The organism is Nostoc sp. DedSLP04, from assembly GCF_034530775.1.
Lineage (GTDB): Bacteria > Cyanobacteriota > Cyanobacteriia > Cyanobacteriales > Nostocaceae > Nostoc.
The window spans coordinates 104,576-121,060 of the sequence record NZ_JAVRCL010000017.1; the positions used below are offsets into that span (position 1 = coordinate 104,576).

Consider the following 16,485-nt stretch of genomic DNA (forward strand, 5'->3'; position numbering starts at 1 on the left):
TTTGTGCTTTTTGCACTCTTGGGGAAAAGGGACTCATCTTTATTGGGGAAAGGGACAATACAGAACCTTTTCCCGACAAATGCAATAAGTCTAGTATAGATATTCCTGATTTGTACAGAAATCACTTCTATATTGGACTAGACCTAATGTCATTTTTAGTCAATGCATTAAGTGCATTTATAATAGCTTGATTTAACTATTGATAAGTTCTGGCAGCTTGCGAACGTAATACGAATTATTTAGCCTTGGGTGTTTTTATTATTATTTGTACCCCCTGAACGTTTACAATTAATTTCATCGCAACCTAACTAATGCCTCACACATTTACAGGTGTGAATTTGCATGTAAACTCCCCATTCACAGGGAACATTAATTTCATGGCAACAGAATTATAGTAATAATGAACAAATTCAAATATTTTTCCATCTTATTTTTATCTATCGTTTTGATGGACGGAGCGACTATAAAGATTTCTGCCCAAGCTGCTGGAACTAAAGTTTTAGTAACGGCTCAAAACGAATCTCTCAACAAATCTGATATTGACAAAGTTATCGCTTTTTACGAATGGGTCTTTTCAGGAAAATTCACTAGCGAGCAGCGTAATGAATATCACTCAATAAAATTAAATGAGTTTCGCAAAGACCCAGATGGAACTAGAAAAAGCATTGACAATCTAATTTCCAATTATACACAAGCTCTTGCTAAGACCGAAGAGGAACAAAGCCGGATTCGGCAGGCTTTTAACGGAGAATTTGTAGGGCAATTACGAAGTTTACCGAATGATGCGGAAGCTAAACTTTTGCTGTCTGTTTACGATAGCGCCCACGCGGGCGAAACTGCTTCAAATGATACTGATGATTCATCTGGTAGCGTTGGAGAGATTTCGTCGTTAGTTGGAAAATGGGTTTGGACGCGTACTGGAAACAGTGCTATAAGTACGAATGGTACATATATCGGATCGAACGGTTCGCGTTTCACTTATCAATTTTTGCCGAACGGAACGGTCGAATTTACAGGAATAATGAACGTAATGAACGGCAGCTGCAACCAGCAAATTTTCCAATCTCGAAAAGGAAAAGCCAGTCTGAGCGGCAGTACGATGACAATTAACTGGTCTCCAGCAACTTTCACTCGTGACTTTTCGTGCGACAGAGCGAATAACTACACGAAAACTTTGCCTGCGGAAAACGAAACTTATCAGGTGAAATTCAAAACCGATCTAGGTCAGAAACAGCTTTGTCTGATCGGCAAGGATGAAACCTGTTTCAGCCCGACAAATTAGGCCAAATGACAAAGCCAGCTTTATTTGTTTACTCAAGCAGCTAGATTTGAACGCACCACCAACTAAGCTTGTGGCTCATGTCAATTTTAATATCAAGCCCCACCTAGATACTTTCGAGGTAGGGCTTTTATTTTTATGTCTGGAGTCGATATGCAATCATGCCTCAAGCGCGATGGCGTACACGCCCTTTCCGGTGGCGATCGCAGTGTAGAATTTATCCGATTGTTAAAGCTGGTTCTTCACAGAAGTTAAATAGGGCTGACTCTGTTTCTGATTCATCTTCAAATACAGCAGAGATGTACCATTCACAGGGCGAATCATTCGTATATTCAGCCCAAGCAATTGTTACTGTTTCACCCGATGGAATCCCTGAGTCACTCAAGGTAAATGAAGCCCACTCTTCATCATCGACAGATACCCACAACTCTGTAATTGCTTGTTCGGTATCATTGGTAACGGTAAAGGTGAATTGGTCTGACATAAATAGCCTTGCCTTTTAGCTATAAATAAATTGCAGGTTGTCAGTCACCGATTATACTGCCACTTTTTTAAAGCGTTGTCATGCAAACTCCCACAATATAGATTCAGGAATAGTTTCAATCTTTTTTTGACTAAATTTAATTTTGTTAAAGAGTATTAAAAATATCACAGGTAAGACGCGATGAATCGCCGTCTCTACAATAATTTATCGCGTCTTTACGATCTAACAGAAATAGTTGAGAGCGATCGCTTCCCCAAATAGGCGCAGTCAGGGCGTTTCACAGGCTGTCCCTAACTTCTTCGAGCAACTTCTCTAAAAGGGACATGTTAATTCTAATATCAAGCTGCACTTAGATACTTTTTAGGTAGGGCTTTTGTTTTTATGTCTGGAGTCAATATGCAATCATGTATCAAGCGCGATGGCGTACACGCCCTTTCCGGTGGCGATCGCAGTGCAGAATTTATTTGATTGTTAAATCTGGTTCTTTACAGAAGTTAAATAAGGCTGACTCAGTTTCTGATTCATCTTCAAATACAGCAGAGATGTACCATTCACAAGGCGAACCATTCGTATATTCAGCCCAAGCAATTGTTGCTGTTTCACCTGCTGGAATCCCTAACTCACCCAAGTTAAACGAAGCCCACTCTTTATCATCTACAGATACCCACAACTCTGTAATTGCCAATTCAGTTTTATTGGTAACGGTAAAGGTGAATTGGTCTGACATAAATAGCCTTGCCTTCTAACGATAAATAAATTGCAGATTGTCAGTCATTGATTATACTGCCACTTGTTTCAAAAGTTGTTACACTAACTGCTAAAATATAGACTTAGACATAGTTTCAAGTTTGTTTGACTTAATTTAAATTTCTTAAAGAGTATTAAAAATATCACCGATTCAGATTGAGTTTATCGAGATAGCCAATGCCATGCAACAGCAGATTTAGGTCGCGGTTCTTACAAACTCCAATAATACAGCACATCCCCAGTGTCACAAAATTTTCAGGCAATGTATTTTTTACTCAGCAGAAGTAGTTGAGAGCGATCGCCTTTAACATACTACAAACCGACAATTTTCTTAATACAACTCATATTTCATTAACTGACAAGGCAGCGTTCCGTTGTACACCGCAATTCGCTGGGATGATTTTAGTCCAATCGATTGAGACAGTTCCTTGTTGCCACTGAGGACAAAGGCAGTCCAGCCTTTGAAACGTTGTTTCAGCACATCGCCTAAAAGTTTGTAAAATGCTCCTAGATCGCTATCTCGCCCCAGCCGTTCGCCATAAGGTGGATTGCAGAATAAAATCCCACTATCTGCGGGGGCGACAACATCGGCAAGTTCCATTTGAGAAAACCATACATGGTTATCAACGCCGCAATTTTGAGCATTGTTAATCGCTTGCTCGATTATATTTTCATCGCGATCGCTTCCCCAAATAGGTGCGCTCAGGCTATCAAGTTGGCTGTCTTTAGCTTCTTGGAGCAGCTTTTCTAAAAGGGGCAGGTCAAAATCGAGCCAATTTTCAAATCCAAAGGATTCGCGAAACAGTCCTGGTGCGATATTTAGTGCCTTTAAGCAAGCTTCTAGGGGTAAAGTGCCAGATCCACACAGAGGATCGTAGAACATCTGGTTTGGTTGCCAACTTGAAAGTTGAATCAGGGCAGCAGCGAGAGATTCCTTCAGAGGGGCTACTCCCACCGCCGGACGGTAGCCTCGGCGATGCAGACTATTTCCCGAACTGTCGAGTTTAACGGTACAAAAGTCGCGTTCAATATGAACATTAACCCGCACATCTGGTTCATGAAGCTCTACATTTGAACGCTCGCCCAGATTTTCTTTTTGTTGGTCAACGATCGCATTTTTCACCTGAAGAGATGTGAAGTGGCTGTGGTTGAGGCGATCGTTTTTGCCCGTGACATTCACCGCCAGCGTCATATCTGGCGTCAGATAGTTTTGCCAATCGATAGTTTGGATACCGCGATAGAGATCCTTGGCATCAAGGCATGGAAACTCATCGATATTCACCAAGATTCGGAACGGCAGCCTAGCCCAGAGATTGACGCGATAAAGTAAAGTGCGATCGCCCTCAAAGGCTACACCGCAAAACCCCGGCTCTACGGAATGGGCACCCAGTTGCTCTAACTCCTGAGCCGCAAGGGTTTCTAATCCGCGAGCAACCGTTGCAAAATACTGATTCATCCTCTAATCCAAAGCATTATCTTCACTGCTCACCCATTGACGCACTTTAGCTTAACTTATATCTGGTGACATTCTCTCTGGTTAAGTCTGCAACTATAACTTTAAGTAGGGTAGAGGCAGGAGTCAGAACACAGCAAATATTTTTTCAAAGAGATTATATTTTCTTCAGTTTAAGTACTATCTTAAATCAATTAACCCTGCTAATATCAAGCTGAAATAGCATTCAGGCACTTTGCAATACAACCCATGAATAAAAATAGTCAGAGGGAAAAACTGTGAGTTTAGTATCTGATATTATTCTGCTGCAAGACTTAACATCGTCATCTGACGAGAATTTAGTCCAGCTGAAAACCGTACTTCCGGCGACAGTAAATCGCTTAACCAACCCGGCATTAGCAAATATATTTGGTGATGACCTGAAATTTGGTATTGCCTCTTTCAAGGATAAGCCACTTGCGCCTTTTGGAGGTTACGCTGACTATGTATATCAACCAGAAGTCACTTTGACAAATAATGTCACAACAATTAAAGACAAAATCTTTAACTTTCAAGCTTTTGGTGGCAATGATGGGCCAGAATCACAATTATTTGCACTCTTGTTCGCAGCTTTAAATAGCGGCAGTCTTGGTTACAGAGTAGGTTCATTTCGTGTTATTCTAATAGCCACCGATGGTACTTATCACGTTGCCGGCGATCGCGCAGCAGTTCTTCCCAGTGATACTATTGCCAATAATGGAGATGGAATAGCTGATGCTTTTGAAGATTATCCACAGGTCGGACAAGTAAAAACTGCGCTAGAAGCAAATAACATTATTCCAATTTTTCTAACTACGAGTAATGTTGCAGCCAATTACGAGACACTAGTTACCCAGCTTGGTCGAGGTAGCGTACTAACTCTTGGTTCTACAAGTGAAAATCTTGCTGATGTCATAAAAGAGGCAGTTGCTCGAGCTAGAAATGCGATCGGTACTGATGTCACTACAACCAAGGGAGACGATACCTTTAGTAGAGCGGATTTTTCGGCTGGCGATAAAGTTATTTTTGCTGGGGATGGTGATGACAGTATTTCGCTTTCTGGGGTTATTGGTAATCATTACATTGATGGGGGGGCAGGTTCTGACATCCTTTTTGGTGGAGCTGGTGCAGACAAAATAGATGGGGGTAGTGGTGACGACAACCTTCTGGGGGGCAGAGGTGATGATATTCTTTTTGGCAGTAGTGGAAAAGATATTCTGAGCGGGAATCAAGGGAACGATTACCTACAGGGAGATAGTGGGGATGACTTACTAGAAGGAGGCGCTGGTTCAGATAAGTTTGCATTTGCAACAGGATCGAAGTTTAATATTAGGGAACTCGGAGTTGATGTTATTAGTGACTTCAATCCTGAGCAAGACAAGATCCAACTATCTAAATCTACCTTTACAGCTCTAAGTAACTCGGTCTTTCCGACTCAATTAGATTCCGCAGACTTTGCCACAGTGACAAACGATACTTTAGCTGCAAGTAGTAGTGCAGCGATCGTTTATAATAGCGCAAATGGTAGTCTCTTTTATAACCCTAATGGTTCGGCGGATGATTTTGCTGAGATTAATTCCGGGGGTAAATTTGCACAATTGGATGCTACCTCTTTTCCTGCTCTAACTACCGCTAGTTTTGAGGTAGTTTTTTAAGGTTTGTGTTTGATTTAGAGTCCTGCATTTTGTAACCCATCTACCTGAAAACTGCTTTCACAAAAAAAGAGGCGATCGCCAGAAGCAAATTAAACGATATATTTTCAAGATGCCTCTGCTTACCTCAATAGACTACTATCTATTTGAACTATTTTAAAAAGTGAGAGCCTCCCAGATAAATAAATTGAACTAAGATTAATCTATATTTTTCTAAAATCAATCATTGTCTGCCGATAAGTATCTGGCAAACCTGTATCAAAACACTTGCCTTTAACAACATATCCTGTCATTCCCTCTTCCTGACGCAATTGTTCAAGACAAGATGTTAACTGAAATTCACCTCGTTCTCGGAAATTTTGGTTGATATGTTCTGCGAGAAAGTCAAAAATTTTCGGCGTTAGTAAATATAAGCCAAATATACATAAAAAATTATTTTCTGACATTCCTTCTACACGTAAATGCTGTTGTGCATACTCAATAGTCGGTTTCTCATACAGTTGTCTAACTGACAAAATCGAGTTTAACTCTTGCCAAACCCCTGTTACACACCCAGCTTGATGAATAATTTCTGCTGGCATTGTAGTTAAGCCAACAACGTTTTGATTAACTTGTTCATAAACATCTAAAACTTGACTAGCACAAGACTTTTCAATGTCAGATGCATAAATATGGTCACCCAACATGAGCAAAAACGGCTCATTTTGTACCCAATCCTTGGCACAAAATACTGCATGACCATAGCCTAATTGTTCCTCTTGTAACAAAATGGTAATTCTGCTACCTAAATCTTCGAGATATCGGCTATATTCTTGATTTTGTGGTGAAAGTTTCTCTAAAAGCTCTTTTTTGGGTGGGTTTTTCAAGAAATCTGCAAATATTTCTTTGTCATCTGGCTGCACCACAATCCCTACTTCTGTAATTCCAGCACTAATTGCCTCTTCAATAATTGCAAGAATCACAGGTTTTGCCCTACCATCTCGATCGATAATCGGGAAAAGTTCTTTTTTGACAACTTTAGTAGCTGGAAACAAACGAGTACCGAAACCAGCTACCGGAATTACAGCTTTTCTAACTTTATTTTTTTGCATAAACAGTTCGTCACCCCAACTTCTCAAACAATTCTGCCAATACCACATTAGAAAACAAAAACCCTTGGGGATCGATCAAACGCAATCTTCCCTGTGCAACTTCCACCCAACCTTTTTCAAAATACAATTGCAAACACCGACAAATCTCCTCCACCTTCTCTTCGCCAAATGCCTCTACCAACGCCGCCAAACTCAAACCTTCTGCCAAACGCAACCCCAACATTAACGTTTCTAACAATACTTCCTTTGGGGGGGTTACATCACAATCAATTACACCCCCAGCTTGTACCCACTGGTAATATTCCTTAGTTTTACGCGGACGAGTGAAGCGTTTCCCCTGAACATAACTCGCCGCACCCATGCCAAAGCCATAATAAGGACGGTTTTCCCAATACACTCGATTATGCCGACACTGATAACCAGGTTGAGCGTAATTGGAAATTTCATAATGCTCATAACCTGCACTAGTTAAAACCTGCTGCCCCATCTGGTACATTTTGACTGTGGCTTCATCCGTAGGCAAAGGAGTATCGCCAGGTTTGTAATAACGACCAAAGGCTGTACCTGGTTCGATGGTAAGATCGTAAATGGAAATGTGAGTGGGTACTATCGCCACGGCTTTTTCTAAGGAATCTTGCCATTGATCTAAAGACTGATGCGGCAACCCAGAAATTAAGTCTAAGCTAAATACGGGAATCTCGACTTGGTGGATTAGTTCCACAGCTGCAAAAATATCTTCAACTGAGTGCGATCGCCCCGCCCTTTGCAATAATTCTGATTGAAAGGCTTGTACGCCCAAACTTACCCGGTTCACGCCTGCATTGCGATAGCCTGCTATGTGGGCTAAATCAAAGGTACCTGGGTCAATTTCCATAGAAATCTCTGCCCCAGACGCAATCCCAAAATGCTTCTGTAGCTCTGTCAGTATTCGTTGTAGCTGCTCTACTGAGAGCAGCGAAGGAGTACCACCACCGAAGAAAATTGTCTTCAAAGGTTGACCAAATGCTGGTGTAATGGCAATTTCTTGACATAGCACCTCAACATATTGGGAGATAGTACCAGATGTTTCGCCCCGCAAGCGATCGCCCACAACAGATACCGGGAAATCACAATAAAAACAGCGCCGTCTGCAAAAGGGAATATGCACATAAGCAGAACTCGCAATTCCAGAAATACTAAATGTTTTACTCATTTTGAGAAAAGTTTTAAGTGAATCCAACTGCGAATTAGAGACAATGAAAATGAGATAAGAATTCAGGAGTCAGGAGTCAAAAGCCAGAATAATTGTCAAATCAAGCGTGTAATGACTTCTTGATTTTATTAAACTTATTAAGTTTAGGTATCAAAGTCTTCTTAATTCTGACTTTTAGATTCTGGATTCTGAATTCTTACAAAATAAGTAGTTTATTTACAAGTTTTTGTCTTTTTACAACAAAACAATGAAAAATATTAAGATAAAAACCTTTAGTTATAATAATTGCAGATATTGTCAGCCTAAAACCTTAGTGTAAGTCAATGTTGATAGGTTTATCTTACCGATAAAATAAAAAATACTTAACTTTATCGGTTAACACAGTTACAGGAAAACAAGACAACCATGCTTGACGCCATTATTATTTTCTCATTTATCCTAGCAGCGTCGGGAATAGGGTTCTACAGCATTGAACTACTACCCAATGGGGCGCTAGATCAGGTAACGAATCTAGAAGCTTTACGCTTAGTTGTTGCCGTCTTTGCCGCTATTATTGGTGGTGCGATCGGGCTGAGTTTCCAGACGACATATCGTCGCCTAGAATCACAAGTCAAAGAAATGCCTCTGGAAGCGATCTTAACTCGTGCCATTGGCTTAGTGATTGGGCTATTACTAGCCAACCTGATGCTAGCCCCACTATTTTTGCTCCCGATCCCGGCGGATTTTGGATTTATTAAGCCATTGGTGGCAGTTGTCGGTAGTATCATCCTCTCCGTCACTGGCATGAATTTGGCAGACACCCACGGGCGAGGCTTATTGCGGTTCATTAATCCCAACACCGTTGAATCGATGGTAGTGGAAGGAACATTAAAACCAGCCAATACCAAAGTTCTAGATACTAGCTGTATTATTGATGGTCGTATTGAAGCCTTACTAGAAACAGGGTTTTTAGAAGGGCAAATTCTCGTACCGCAGTTTGTCTTGCAAGAACTTCAACAAGTAGCGGATGCTAGCAAAGACCAAAAGCGGGTGCGGGGAAGGAGAGGACTAGAAATTCTCAATCGTATTAAGGAAGATTATCCCGATCGCATCCTAATTAATACAATTGACTACGAAGATATTCCCACAGTGGATGCCAAGTTAGTACGCTTCGCCCAAGAAATTAGCGGCACACTGCTAACCAACGACTACAACTTGTCTAAAGTCGCCAGTGTTCAGAAAGTACCTGTTTTGAATGTGAATGATTTAGTGAATGCCGTCCGTCCCAGTTATTTACCTGGCGACAACCTGGATTTAAAAATCCTCAAGGAAGGCAAAGAACCCAGTCAAGGCATTGGCTACCTAGATGACGGCACAATGGTAGTTGTTGAAGAAGGTAGCAGTTATGTGGGTGGTGAACTGCGAGTAGTAGTTACCAGTGCTTTACAAACTACAGCAGGAAGAATGATTTTTGCTAAACCCCAAGCTTCAGCATTGGCGTGAAACAATGGGATGTTTGTTCAATTCGAGTGACACTTGCTAATCGGTGCAGTTAACCTGCACCGATTATTTATTGATTGGACTCACGAGACTCATTTACCTGTAAATACTGTAACTGCTCAATTGATAACCCTGTCACCCTGCCGATCGCCTCTAATGGCATACCAGTACTAAATAGATTTCTTGCCACTTCGAGTAACGCTTCAGCCTTACCTTCGGCCTTACCTTCGGCCTTACCTTCGGCCTTACCTTCGGCCTTACCTTCGGCCTTACCTTCAGCCTTGCCTTCAGCTTTACCTTCTTGTAGAATGTCTTGATAAATCGCTGACTCGCGCATAATATCTGACCTCAAAACTCGTTTAATAACCTCTTTATCTAATATTAAACCAGCTAAAATCGCTGTAGAAGCAGCAATATTGCTTTGAGTTCTTAATTCTGTAATCCCGTTAATTTCCCGTGCAACTTCGGTAAGTATAACTTCTGGATCGATTGTATTGCTTAAGACCGCTAAAGGTAAGAGTCCAGGTGTTCTCAAAAATACTTCTGTAGGTTGTTCCCAAAGTCTGATAACTGCAAATTCATGTCGTGTCCCAGGAATTGTAAATGTATTTTGTTGCACCAAATTTGAATTTGTTTGCTTGAGGTAAATTACAACTTGATGCATTGCTTTGTCTGGAAAGCGGCGATATGCTCGTAATCGATAGTCAATCATCCGAAAAGGAATTTCTGCATCGACTTGGGTTTGAAATTCCAAATGCAATATGCTTTGCTCCGACTGCAACAGAATTAGAGCATCAGCCCGAATCGGTTCGAGAGATAATTCTTTTGGACTTAGTTCTGTTAAATTAATAGATTCGCCTAATAACCATGTAGCGAAGTCACTGGAGAAGTTCTCAACTAAAAACTTGCAGATATTGTCAAACATCTGAATTAGTGTAGTTGGTGCAGATGGGTTCGCATGATGCTAGAAACCTATCTAATACATTGTTTGTATATTGTGTTCGACTATATGCCCATAATTCTATCAAACTAAAGTCTGCGGCTACACAAACAGAGTTATAGATTAGCAGGCTAATTATCTTGTGGTCATTTACACAAACATCATATAACTAAAAGTGACTTTTATTTTAGGGTTGATTTGTTGATTGCGTACATACCAAGTTTCGCAGCGTCGTTTTTTATAATTTATACGGCTTAAAGGTGCTAAGAGCGCAAAAGCGTTAATCCCAAAATATACAGTTGCAGTATTGATTATTCCTATACTAAAACCTGCAACCGATCTCGATCTGGTAGACGACTACGAACTACTGCTATATATTTTGTAAATGGGACAGGATGCTTAACATACGATAATAGTGCTATGCCTTTGTAGTTAAAAATTTTAATAAACCACGAAGGCTTTAAAAAATCACAAAGCCGACTTTTGCAACACAACCGTATTTGATGGCTAAATCAATTGTTTCAACAAAACGGCTCGGCAGTCAGTTAATCCACTGGTTGCTTGAAGAAAACCGACAAGAGAAAAAAGGGCCTTACCGCAAGGAAGAAGCACATCGCCAGCATTCTTGGTGGCAGGTGATGTGCTTGACTGGTGTAGATTATTTCTCTACCCTTGGTTATCAACCTGGGATTGCAGCACTGGCAGCTGGCGCTCTTTCTCCTATAGCTACCTTGATTCTGGTTTTGCTGACGCTGTTTGGAGCGTTGCCAATCTATCGACGCATTGCTGCCGAAAGCCCTCATGGTGAAGGGTCGATCGCAATGTTAGAGCATTTACTTTCCTGGTGGCAAGGCAAATTACTTGTACTGTGCTTACTTGGGTTTGTGGCAACTGACTTTATTATTACTATTACTTTGTCAGCTGCTGATGCCACAGCCCATATCGTCGAAAATCCGCTGACACCACATTGGCTTCACAATCAGACGATCGCAGTTACCCTGATATTAGTTGCACTACTAGGTGCAGTCTTCTTGAAAGGTTTCCGAGAAGCCATTGGGATTGCAGTAGTTTTGGTGGGAGCTTATTTGCTGTTAAACTTGATTGTCGTTGGCCTTGGTGTGTATCAGATATTAAATCACACAGAAACGATCCCGAATTGGCAAACTGCACTTTTTGCACGCCATTCTAACCCTTTGATGCTAATCGGCATCTCTTTGATCATCTTCCCTAAACTCGCGCTGGGATTGTCAGGTTTTGAGACAGGTGTTACCGTTATGCCCCTGGTTAAAGGTAGCAGTAACAGCACTTCGCAGCATCCCAAAGGGCGGATTCGGAATACACGCAAGTTGCTCACCACTGCTGCTCTAATTATGAGCTTCTTTTTGCTTACCACCAGTTTTATAACCACTCTATTGATTCCACCCGCAGAATTTGCATCGGGGGGCAAAGCTAACGGACGGGCCCTTGCTTATTTGGCACATTTGTATTTGGGCAATGGCTTTGGCACAATTTACGATTTAAGTACTATTTCTATTTTGTGGTTTGCAGGTGCATCTGCAATGGCAGGGCTATTAAATATCGTGCCTCGCTACCTACCACGCTATGGCATGGCGCCCAATTGGGCACGAGTAACCCGACCTTTGGTGTTAGTCTACACAGCGATCGCTTTTGTTGTGACAATTATCTTCAAAGCAAGTGTAGAAGCCCAAGGTGGGGCTTATGCAACTGGTGTGCTGGTGTTGATCACCTCAGCCGCCTTTGCCGTCACCTTATCAGCCCACCGTCACCGACAGAAGCGGGCCAGACTAGTTTTTGGCATCATTACACTGTTATTTTTATATACCACTATTGTCAATATCATCGAAAGACCAGAAGGGATTAGGATTGCTGGGTTTTTCATCGGTGCGATCATTTTTACCTCGCTGGTTTCTCGTGTTTGGCGTTCAACAGAACTACGAGCAGAGCGAATTGAAATTGACGAACTTGCTAGGCAATTCTTTGCCGAAGATAGCCAGGGAACAATACGACTGATTGCAAATCGCTTGAATACAGGCGATGTCCTAGAGTATTTTATGAAAGAGAAAGAGGTACGCGAAGACAATCATATTCCACTCAACGATCCAATTCTGTTTCTAGAAATCCATGTATCCGATGCTTCGGAATTTGCGGATGTAATCGTAGTAAAAGGGGTGCAAGTTGGCGATTATCGCATCCTCCGGGCTGAAAGTGCAGCAGTACCGAATGCGATCGCAGCTTTACTACTTTACATTCGCGACCAAACTGGTAAGATTCCCCATGCTTACTTCGGCTGGGTTGAGGGAAATCCCATACAATACCTATTGCGTTTTATCTTGTTTGGCGAAGGTGACATTGCTGTAGTTACCCGTGAAGTACTGCGTCGGGCTGAAAAGAATCCCCAGATGCGACCTGGTATTCATGTTGGGGGTTGATTGAGGAGTGCTGAGTGCTGTTAGCGGAAAGCTAAGGTTTAGCCCGTGCTGAGTGCTGAGTGCGATTATTACTTTTTTACTCAGTACTCGTTACTCAGCACTCAGCACTGTTTCGGTGATAGAAGTAGCGATCGCAGCTTTTACCTCAAATTGGAAGAAATTGCCTTAAAATTTATGTAAATATGAGTCGCTCAATCTAAGATTAACTTTAAAATTATTTCACTTTTTAGAATGCCAGACGCGGAAAAGTTTTACAACCAGCTGGCTAATCACAAGCTGCTGCATCGGCAAGTTAGTAAAAAGGCAAAATCTTCGCTAGTAGCCAGTCAAGAAGAAGGAATGGTGCTTCACTTGCCTGATGGCACTATCCAGGCTTGCAATGCCGCTAGCGATCGCATTTTGGGACTGACCGCCCAACAGCTTGTGGGGCAAAATTTGCTCGATCCCAAGTGGCAATTTATTCATGAAGATGGTTCTCCTTTACTCAGTGAAACTCACCCTGCGAGGGTTACTCAAAATACAGGTAAACCTTGCTTAAATGTGGTGTGTGGCTTTTATAAGCCAAATGGTGAGCTAGTCTGGCTATTGTTTTCCTCGCAACCTCTGTTTAAAACTGAAGGAAGCAATCTGTATGCGATCGTGACAACTTTTTCGGATATTACGGAATCTAAGCACGCTCAATCAGAGGAAGACTGTAATTGCGAACAAGATACTCAACGATTTAATGCAGATGAATTTCAAATACTGTGGGATAGTCATCGTCTGTTTCAACAAATTGCTGGCACTCTTCCGGGGATAATCTACATTTATGACCTAATTGAGCAGCGAAATTCTTACGTTAATTACGAAATTGCTCAAGGTTGGGGCTATACACCAGCAGAAATCCAGGCGATGGGAAAGGAGTTATTTACTCAACTTCTACACCCTGAAGATTTGGCTCGACTCCCTAGCTATTTGGAACAATTTAATTCTGCTTATCAGGGTGAAGTCCTCAGCTTTGAATACCGAATTCGACACGCTAATGGAGAGTGGCGCTGGTTTTGTAGCTATGACACTGTGCACAGCAGAACTGCTGATGGATTGCCGCAATATCTTTTGGGGATCGCTTTTGATATTACAGAGCGACGACACATAGAAATTTCTTTGCGGCAAAGTAACGAAAGGTTTGAGCTAGCAGCGGCGGCGGTTAATTGCCTAATCTATGACTGGGAGATTGGCAGAAATACTGTGGAAAGAACTCAGGGTCTAACCGAGGTTTTTGGCTACACCCAACAAGAAACAGAACCTACTTTCCAGTGGTGGCAAGAACGCATTCATCCCGATGACCAACAAAGAGTTAACGACCAATTCATGGCTAGTATGGCCAATGGAAACCGTTATCGGATTGAGTATCGCGTGCGTCACCAGGATGGCCGCTATTTGTGGGTGGTAGATCAGGGGTTTGCAGTCCGGGATGAAAATGCTCAGGTGGTTAGGGTAGTTGGTGCGAGTACTGATATTACCGAACAGCAAGCTGCTAATTGGGAACGTCAAAAAATTGAAACAAATTTGCGCGAGAGTGAAGAACGGATTCGGTTGGCCACTAATGCTGCTGAACTGGGTATGTGGTTTTGGAATATCACTACTAACGAGGTAATTTGGACAGAGAAATGTTATCAACTGTTTGGAGTGTCCCTAGAAGCCGAAATCAGCTTTGAGATTTTCCTCAACTGTGTACATCCAGAAGACCGCCAATGCATTCATGAAGCCATCGCCCGCTCTCTTGAAGAAAAAGTTGACTGTGACATCGAATACCGCACCCTTTGGCCTGATGGTAGTATTCATTGGATTGCTGCTAAAGGTCGCGTCTTTTATGATGCCGAGGGTAAGCCAGTACGAATGATGGGTACTACCCAGGATATTACCCAACGCAAACAGGTAGAAAATGATTTGCGCCAGCGCGAAACTCAATTAAGGCGGTTAGTTGATTCCAACATTATTGGCATTATGTTCGCCACTCCTGATTACATTACTGAGGCGAACGAGGCTTTTTTAGAAATGGTGGGTTATACGCGAGAGGAACTATTAACGGCTAAGATACGCAGACAAGATATCACCCCACCTGAATATCATGCTCTCGATCGGCAGGGGCTAGAACAACTTTTAACGGTTGGGCTATTTACTCCTTTTGAAAAAGAATACATCCGTAAGGATGGTTCCCGTATTCCCATACTAATTGGTGGTGCTTTGGTGGAGCGAGATCCAGCGTCTTGGATCTGTTTTATTCTAGACCTAACCCCCAGAAAGCAATTAGAAAAGGCACTTAGGCAACAAGCAGAGGAACTCAAACAGGCAAACCGGAATAAAGATGAGTTTCTCGCTATTCTCTCTCACGAATTGCGATCGCCCCTCAACCCGATTTTAGGGTGGTCATCGCTACTCAAAAGCCGCAAATTTGATGAAGTGACTACAAATCGTGCTTTAGAAACCATCGAAAGAAATGCTCAATTGCAGATTCAATTAATTGATGAGTTGCTGGATGTCTCCCGAATTATTCGCGGTAAGTTAAACCTGACTTTTGCCACTGTTAACTTAGTAGCTGTAATTGATGCTGCATTAGAAACAGTCCGGTTAATTGCCGAAACTAAATCTATCCAGATTAAAGTACAGGTTGACCCCAATGTTGGTAAAGTGTTAGGCGATTATAATCGCTTACAGCAAGTTGTCGGGAATTTACTCTCGAACGCAGTCAAGTTTACTCCCTCTCGTGGTTCAGTCGAAGTCAGCTTATCATTGAGTAATGAATTAACTTCTCCCTCAGCATTAATTCAAGTTAAAGATACAGGCCAAGGTATTTCCCCAGAGTTTCTACCCCAAGTATTTGAATATTTTCGTCAAGCTGATAGCAGCACAACCAGGACATTCGGCGGACTGGGACTGGGATTAGCAATAGTTCGTCACTTAGTAGAGTTGCATGGTGGTACTGTAAAAGCAGCCAGTCCAGGAATTGGACAGGGAGCAGTTTTTACTGTCAGACTGCCCGTGATGAAGGAAAGTGACGGTTCAGAGAAAGCAGGAGGAGCGGGGGAGAAATTTAACTCGTCAGTTCTGCGTGGACTACGGGTCTTAATTGTTGATGACGATCTTGACACACGGGAGTTTTTGCACTTCTTGCTACAACAGAATGGGGCGTTGATAACTGCCGCAGCATCGGTAAAAGAGGCGCTTAAAATTATAGCACAGGCTGTACCTAATTTATTAATCAGTGATTTAGGAATGCCAGAAATGGATGGCTACAGCTTGATTAAGATGCTTAGAGCCATGCCTAAAGAGGAGGGCGGGGAAATTCCGGCGATCGCTCTTACCGCCTATGCTAAAGAAAGCGATCGCGATCGAGTTTTAGCGGCTGGTTTTCAGAAACATATTGCCAAACCAGTACAACCAACTGAATTACTCACCTCAATTGCAGATTTGCTAGGGCAAAATCATCGCTAAAACTCTATTTCTGTTCATTGGATTTTAGGCTCAACTGAACTGTATTGGGTTATAAATAATACACTATTCATCAAGCTTAAATCTCAATCGACTTAACCATGACCAAGAAAGATTTGCTTCGCAACCAAATTTTCACGCTGGAAAATATTCTTTCGCCAGCAGAATGCGCTGAATATATTAGACTTATCCGAAAATGGTAAATGTATACGGCAAAGGAATTTCAGCG

Annotated in this window: 12 protein-coding genes; 6 read left to right on the forward strand and 6 right to left on the reverse strand. The window is 42.0% G+C overall.

Annotated elements, in window-relative coordinates:
• Positions 1–400: 400 nt before the first annotated feature.
• Both RMX89_RS12630 and RMX89_RS12635 read left to right on the forward strand, forming a co-directional pair.
• Positions 401–1,282, forward strand: a complete 882-nt coding sequence (locus tag RMX89_RS12630) for a hypothetical protein (protein ID WP_322689174.1) — start codon at positions 401–403, stop codon at positions 1,280–1,282.
• Positions 1,254–1,493: a hypothetical protein gene (locus tag RMX89_RS12635; RefSeq protein WP_322689175.1), complete on the forward strand. Its 240-nt coding sequence runs from the start codon at positions 1,254–1,256 to the stop codon at positions 1,491–1,493. Before RMX89_RS12630 ends, RMX89_RS12635 begins: the two co-directional genes overlap by 29 nt.
• Positions 1,494–1,496: 3 nt before the next feature.
• Here RMX89_RS12635 and RMX89_RS12640 read toward each other — a convergent pair whose 3' ends face one another.
• From RMX89_RS12640 to RMX89_RS12650, 3 genes are all read right to left on the reverse strand, one after another.
• A complete protein-coding gene (locus RMX89_RS12640; protein ID WP_322675413.1) occupies positions 1,497–1,763 on the reverse strand; it encodes a hypothetical protein in 267 nt (88 codons plus the stop codon).
• 460 nt (positions 1,764–2,223) lie between these two features.
• Positions 2,224–2,490, reverse strand: coding sequence for a hypothetical protein (locus RMX89_RS12645; RefSeq protein WP_322683440.1), 267 nt, complete (start codon positions 2,488–2,490; stop codon positions 2,224–2,226).
• 351 nt (positions 2,491–2,841) lie between these two features.
• Positions 2,842–3,966, reverse strand: a complete 1,125-nt coding sequence (locus RMX89_RS12650; RefSeq protein WP_322683439.1) for a THUMP domain-containing class I SAM-dependent RNA methyltransferase — start codon at positions 3,964–3,966, stop codon at positions 2,842–2,844.
• A 275-nt stretch (positions 3,967–4,241) separates the two neighbouring features.
• Here RMX89_RS12650 and RMX89_RS12655 point away from each other — a divergent pair, with 275 nt between their 5' ends.
• Positions 4,242–5,636: a hypothetical protein gene (locus tag RMX89_RS12655; RefSeq protein ID WP_322689176.1), complete on the forward strand. Its 1,395-nt coding sequence runs from the start codon at positions 4,242–4,244 to the stop codon at positions 5,634–5,636.
• A gap of 200 nt (positions 5,637–5,836) precedes the next feature.
• Here RMX89_RS12655 and RMX89_RS12660 read toward each other — a convergent pair whose 3' ends face one another.
• The gene (locus tag RMX89_RS12660; RefSeq protein ID WP_322689177.1) at positions 5,837–6,724 is read right to left on the reverse strand and encodes a UTP--glucose-1-phosphate uridylyltransferase; all 888 of its coding nucleotides are present in this window, start codon (positions 6,722–6,724) and stop codon (positions 5,837–5,839) included.
• 10 nt (positions 6,725–6,734) lie between these two features.
• Entirely contained in the window at positions 6,735–7,916 is a 1,182-nt protein-coding gene (hemW, locus tag RMX89_RS12665) for a radical SAM family heme chaperone HemW (protein ID WP_322689178.1), read from the reverse strand.
• A gap of 405 nt (positions 7,917–8,321) precedes the next feature.
• On the opposite strand from hemW, the gene RMX89_RS12670 reads away from it, so the two are divergent.
• The gene (locus RMX89_RS12670) at positions 8,322–9,398 is read left to right on the forward strand and encodes a PIN/TRAM domain-containing protein (protein WP_322675407.1); all 1,077 of its coding nucleotides are present in this window, start codon (positions 8,322–8,324) and stop codon (positions 9,396–9,398) included.
• A 67-nt stretch (positions 9,399–9,465) separates the two neighbouring features.
• Here the strand turns inward: RMX89_RS12670 and RMX89_RS12675 are convergent, their stop codons facing one another.
• Positions 9,466–10,320: an Rpn family recombination-promoting nuclease/putative transposase gene (locus tag RMX89_RS12675; RefSeq protein WP_322689179.1), complete on the reverse strand. Its 855-nt coding sequence runs from the start codon at positions 10,318–10,320 to the stop codon at positions 9,466–9,468.
• Between the two features lie 518 nt (positions 10,321–10,838).
• Between RMX89_RS12675 and RMX89_RS12680 the strand changes: the two genes are divergently transcribed.
• Both RMX89_RS12680 and RMX89_RS12685 read left to right on the forward strand, forming a co-directional pair.
• Positions 10,839–12,785: an amino acid transporter gene (locus tag RMX89_RS12680; protein ID WP_322689180.1), complete on the forward strand. Its 1,947-nt coding sequence runs from the start codon at positions 10,839–10,841 to the stop codon at positions 12,783–12,785.
• Between the two features lie 231 nt (positions 12,786–13,016).
• Complete coding sequence (locus tag RMX89_RS12685; RefSeq protein ID WP_322689181.1) at positions 13,017–16,259, forward strand: PAS domain-containing protein; 3,243 nt, start codon at positions 13,017–13,019, stop codon at positions 16,257–16,259.
• The last annotated feature ends 226 nt before the right edge of the window (positions 16,260–16,485 follow it).

What these genes read in the sequence shown, in the direction of transcription:
- RMX89_RS12670 (WP_322675407.1), top strand. Translation starts at nt 8,322, where the DNA reads ATGCTTGACGCCATTATTATTTTCTCATTTATCCTAGCAGCGTCGGGA.
- RMX89_RS12660 (WP_322689177.1), bottom strand. Translation starts at nt 6,724, where the DNA reads ATGCAAAAAAATAAAGTTAGAAAAGCTGTAATTCCGGTAGCTGGTTTC.
- RMX89_RS12675 (WP_322689179.1), bottom strand. Translation starts at nt 10,320, where the DNA reads ATGTTTGACAATATCTGCAAGTTTTTAGTTGAGAACTTCTCCAGTGAC.
- hemW (WP_322689178.1), bottom strand. Translation starts at nt 7,916, where the DNA reads ATGAGTAAAACATTTAGTATTTCTGGAATTGCGAGTTCTGCTTATGTG.
- RMX89_RS12640 (WP_322675413.1), bottom strand. Translation starts at nt 1,763, where the DNA reads ATGTCAGACCAATTCACCTTTACCGTTACCAATGATACCGAACAAGCA.
- RMX89_RS12630 (WP_322689174.1), top strand. Translation starts at nt 401, where the DNA reads ATGAACAAATTCAAATATTTTTCCATCTTATTTTTATCTATCGTTTTG.
- RMX89_RS12645 (WP_322683440.1), bottom strand. Translation starts at nt 2,490, where the DNA reads ATGTCAGACCAATTCACCTTTACCGTTACCAATAAAACTGAATTGGCA.
- RMX89_RS12680 (WP_322689180.1), top strand. Translation starts at nt 10,839, where the DNA reads ATGGCTAAATCAATTGTTTCAACAAAACGGCTCGGCAGTCAGTTAATC.
- RMX89_RS12650 (WP_322683439.1), bottom strand. Translation starts at nt 3,966, where the DNA reads ATGAATCAGTATTTTGCAACGGTTGCTCGCGGATTAGAAACCCTTGCG.
- RMX89_RS12685 (WP_322689181.1), top strand. Translation starts at nt 13,017, where the DNA reads ATGCCAGACGCGGAAAAGTTTTACAACCAGCTGGCTAATCACAAGCTG.
- RMX89_RS12635 (WP_322689175.1), top strand. Translation starts at nt 1,254, where the DNA reads ATGAAACCTGTTTCAGCCCGACAAATTAGGCCAAATGACAAAGCCAGC.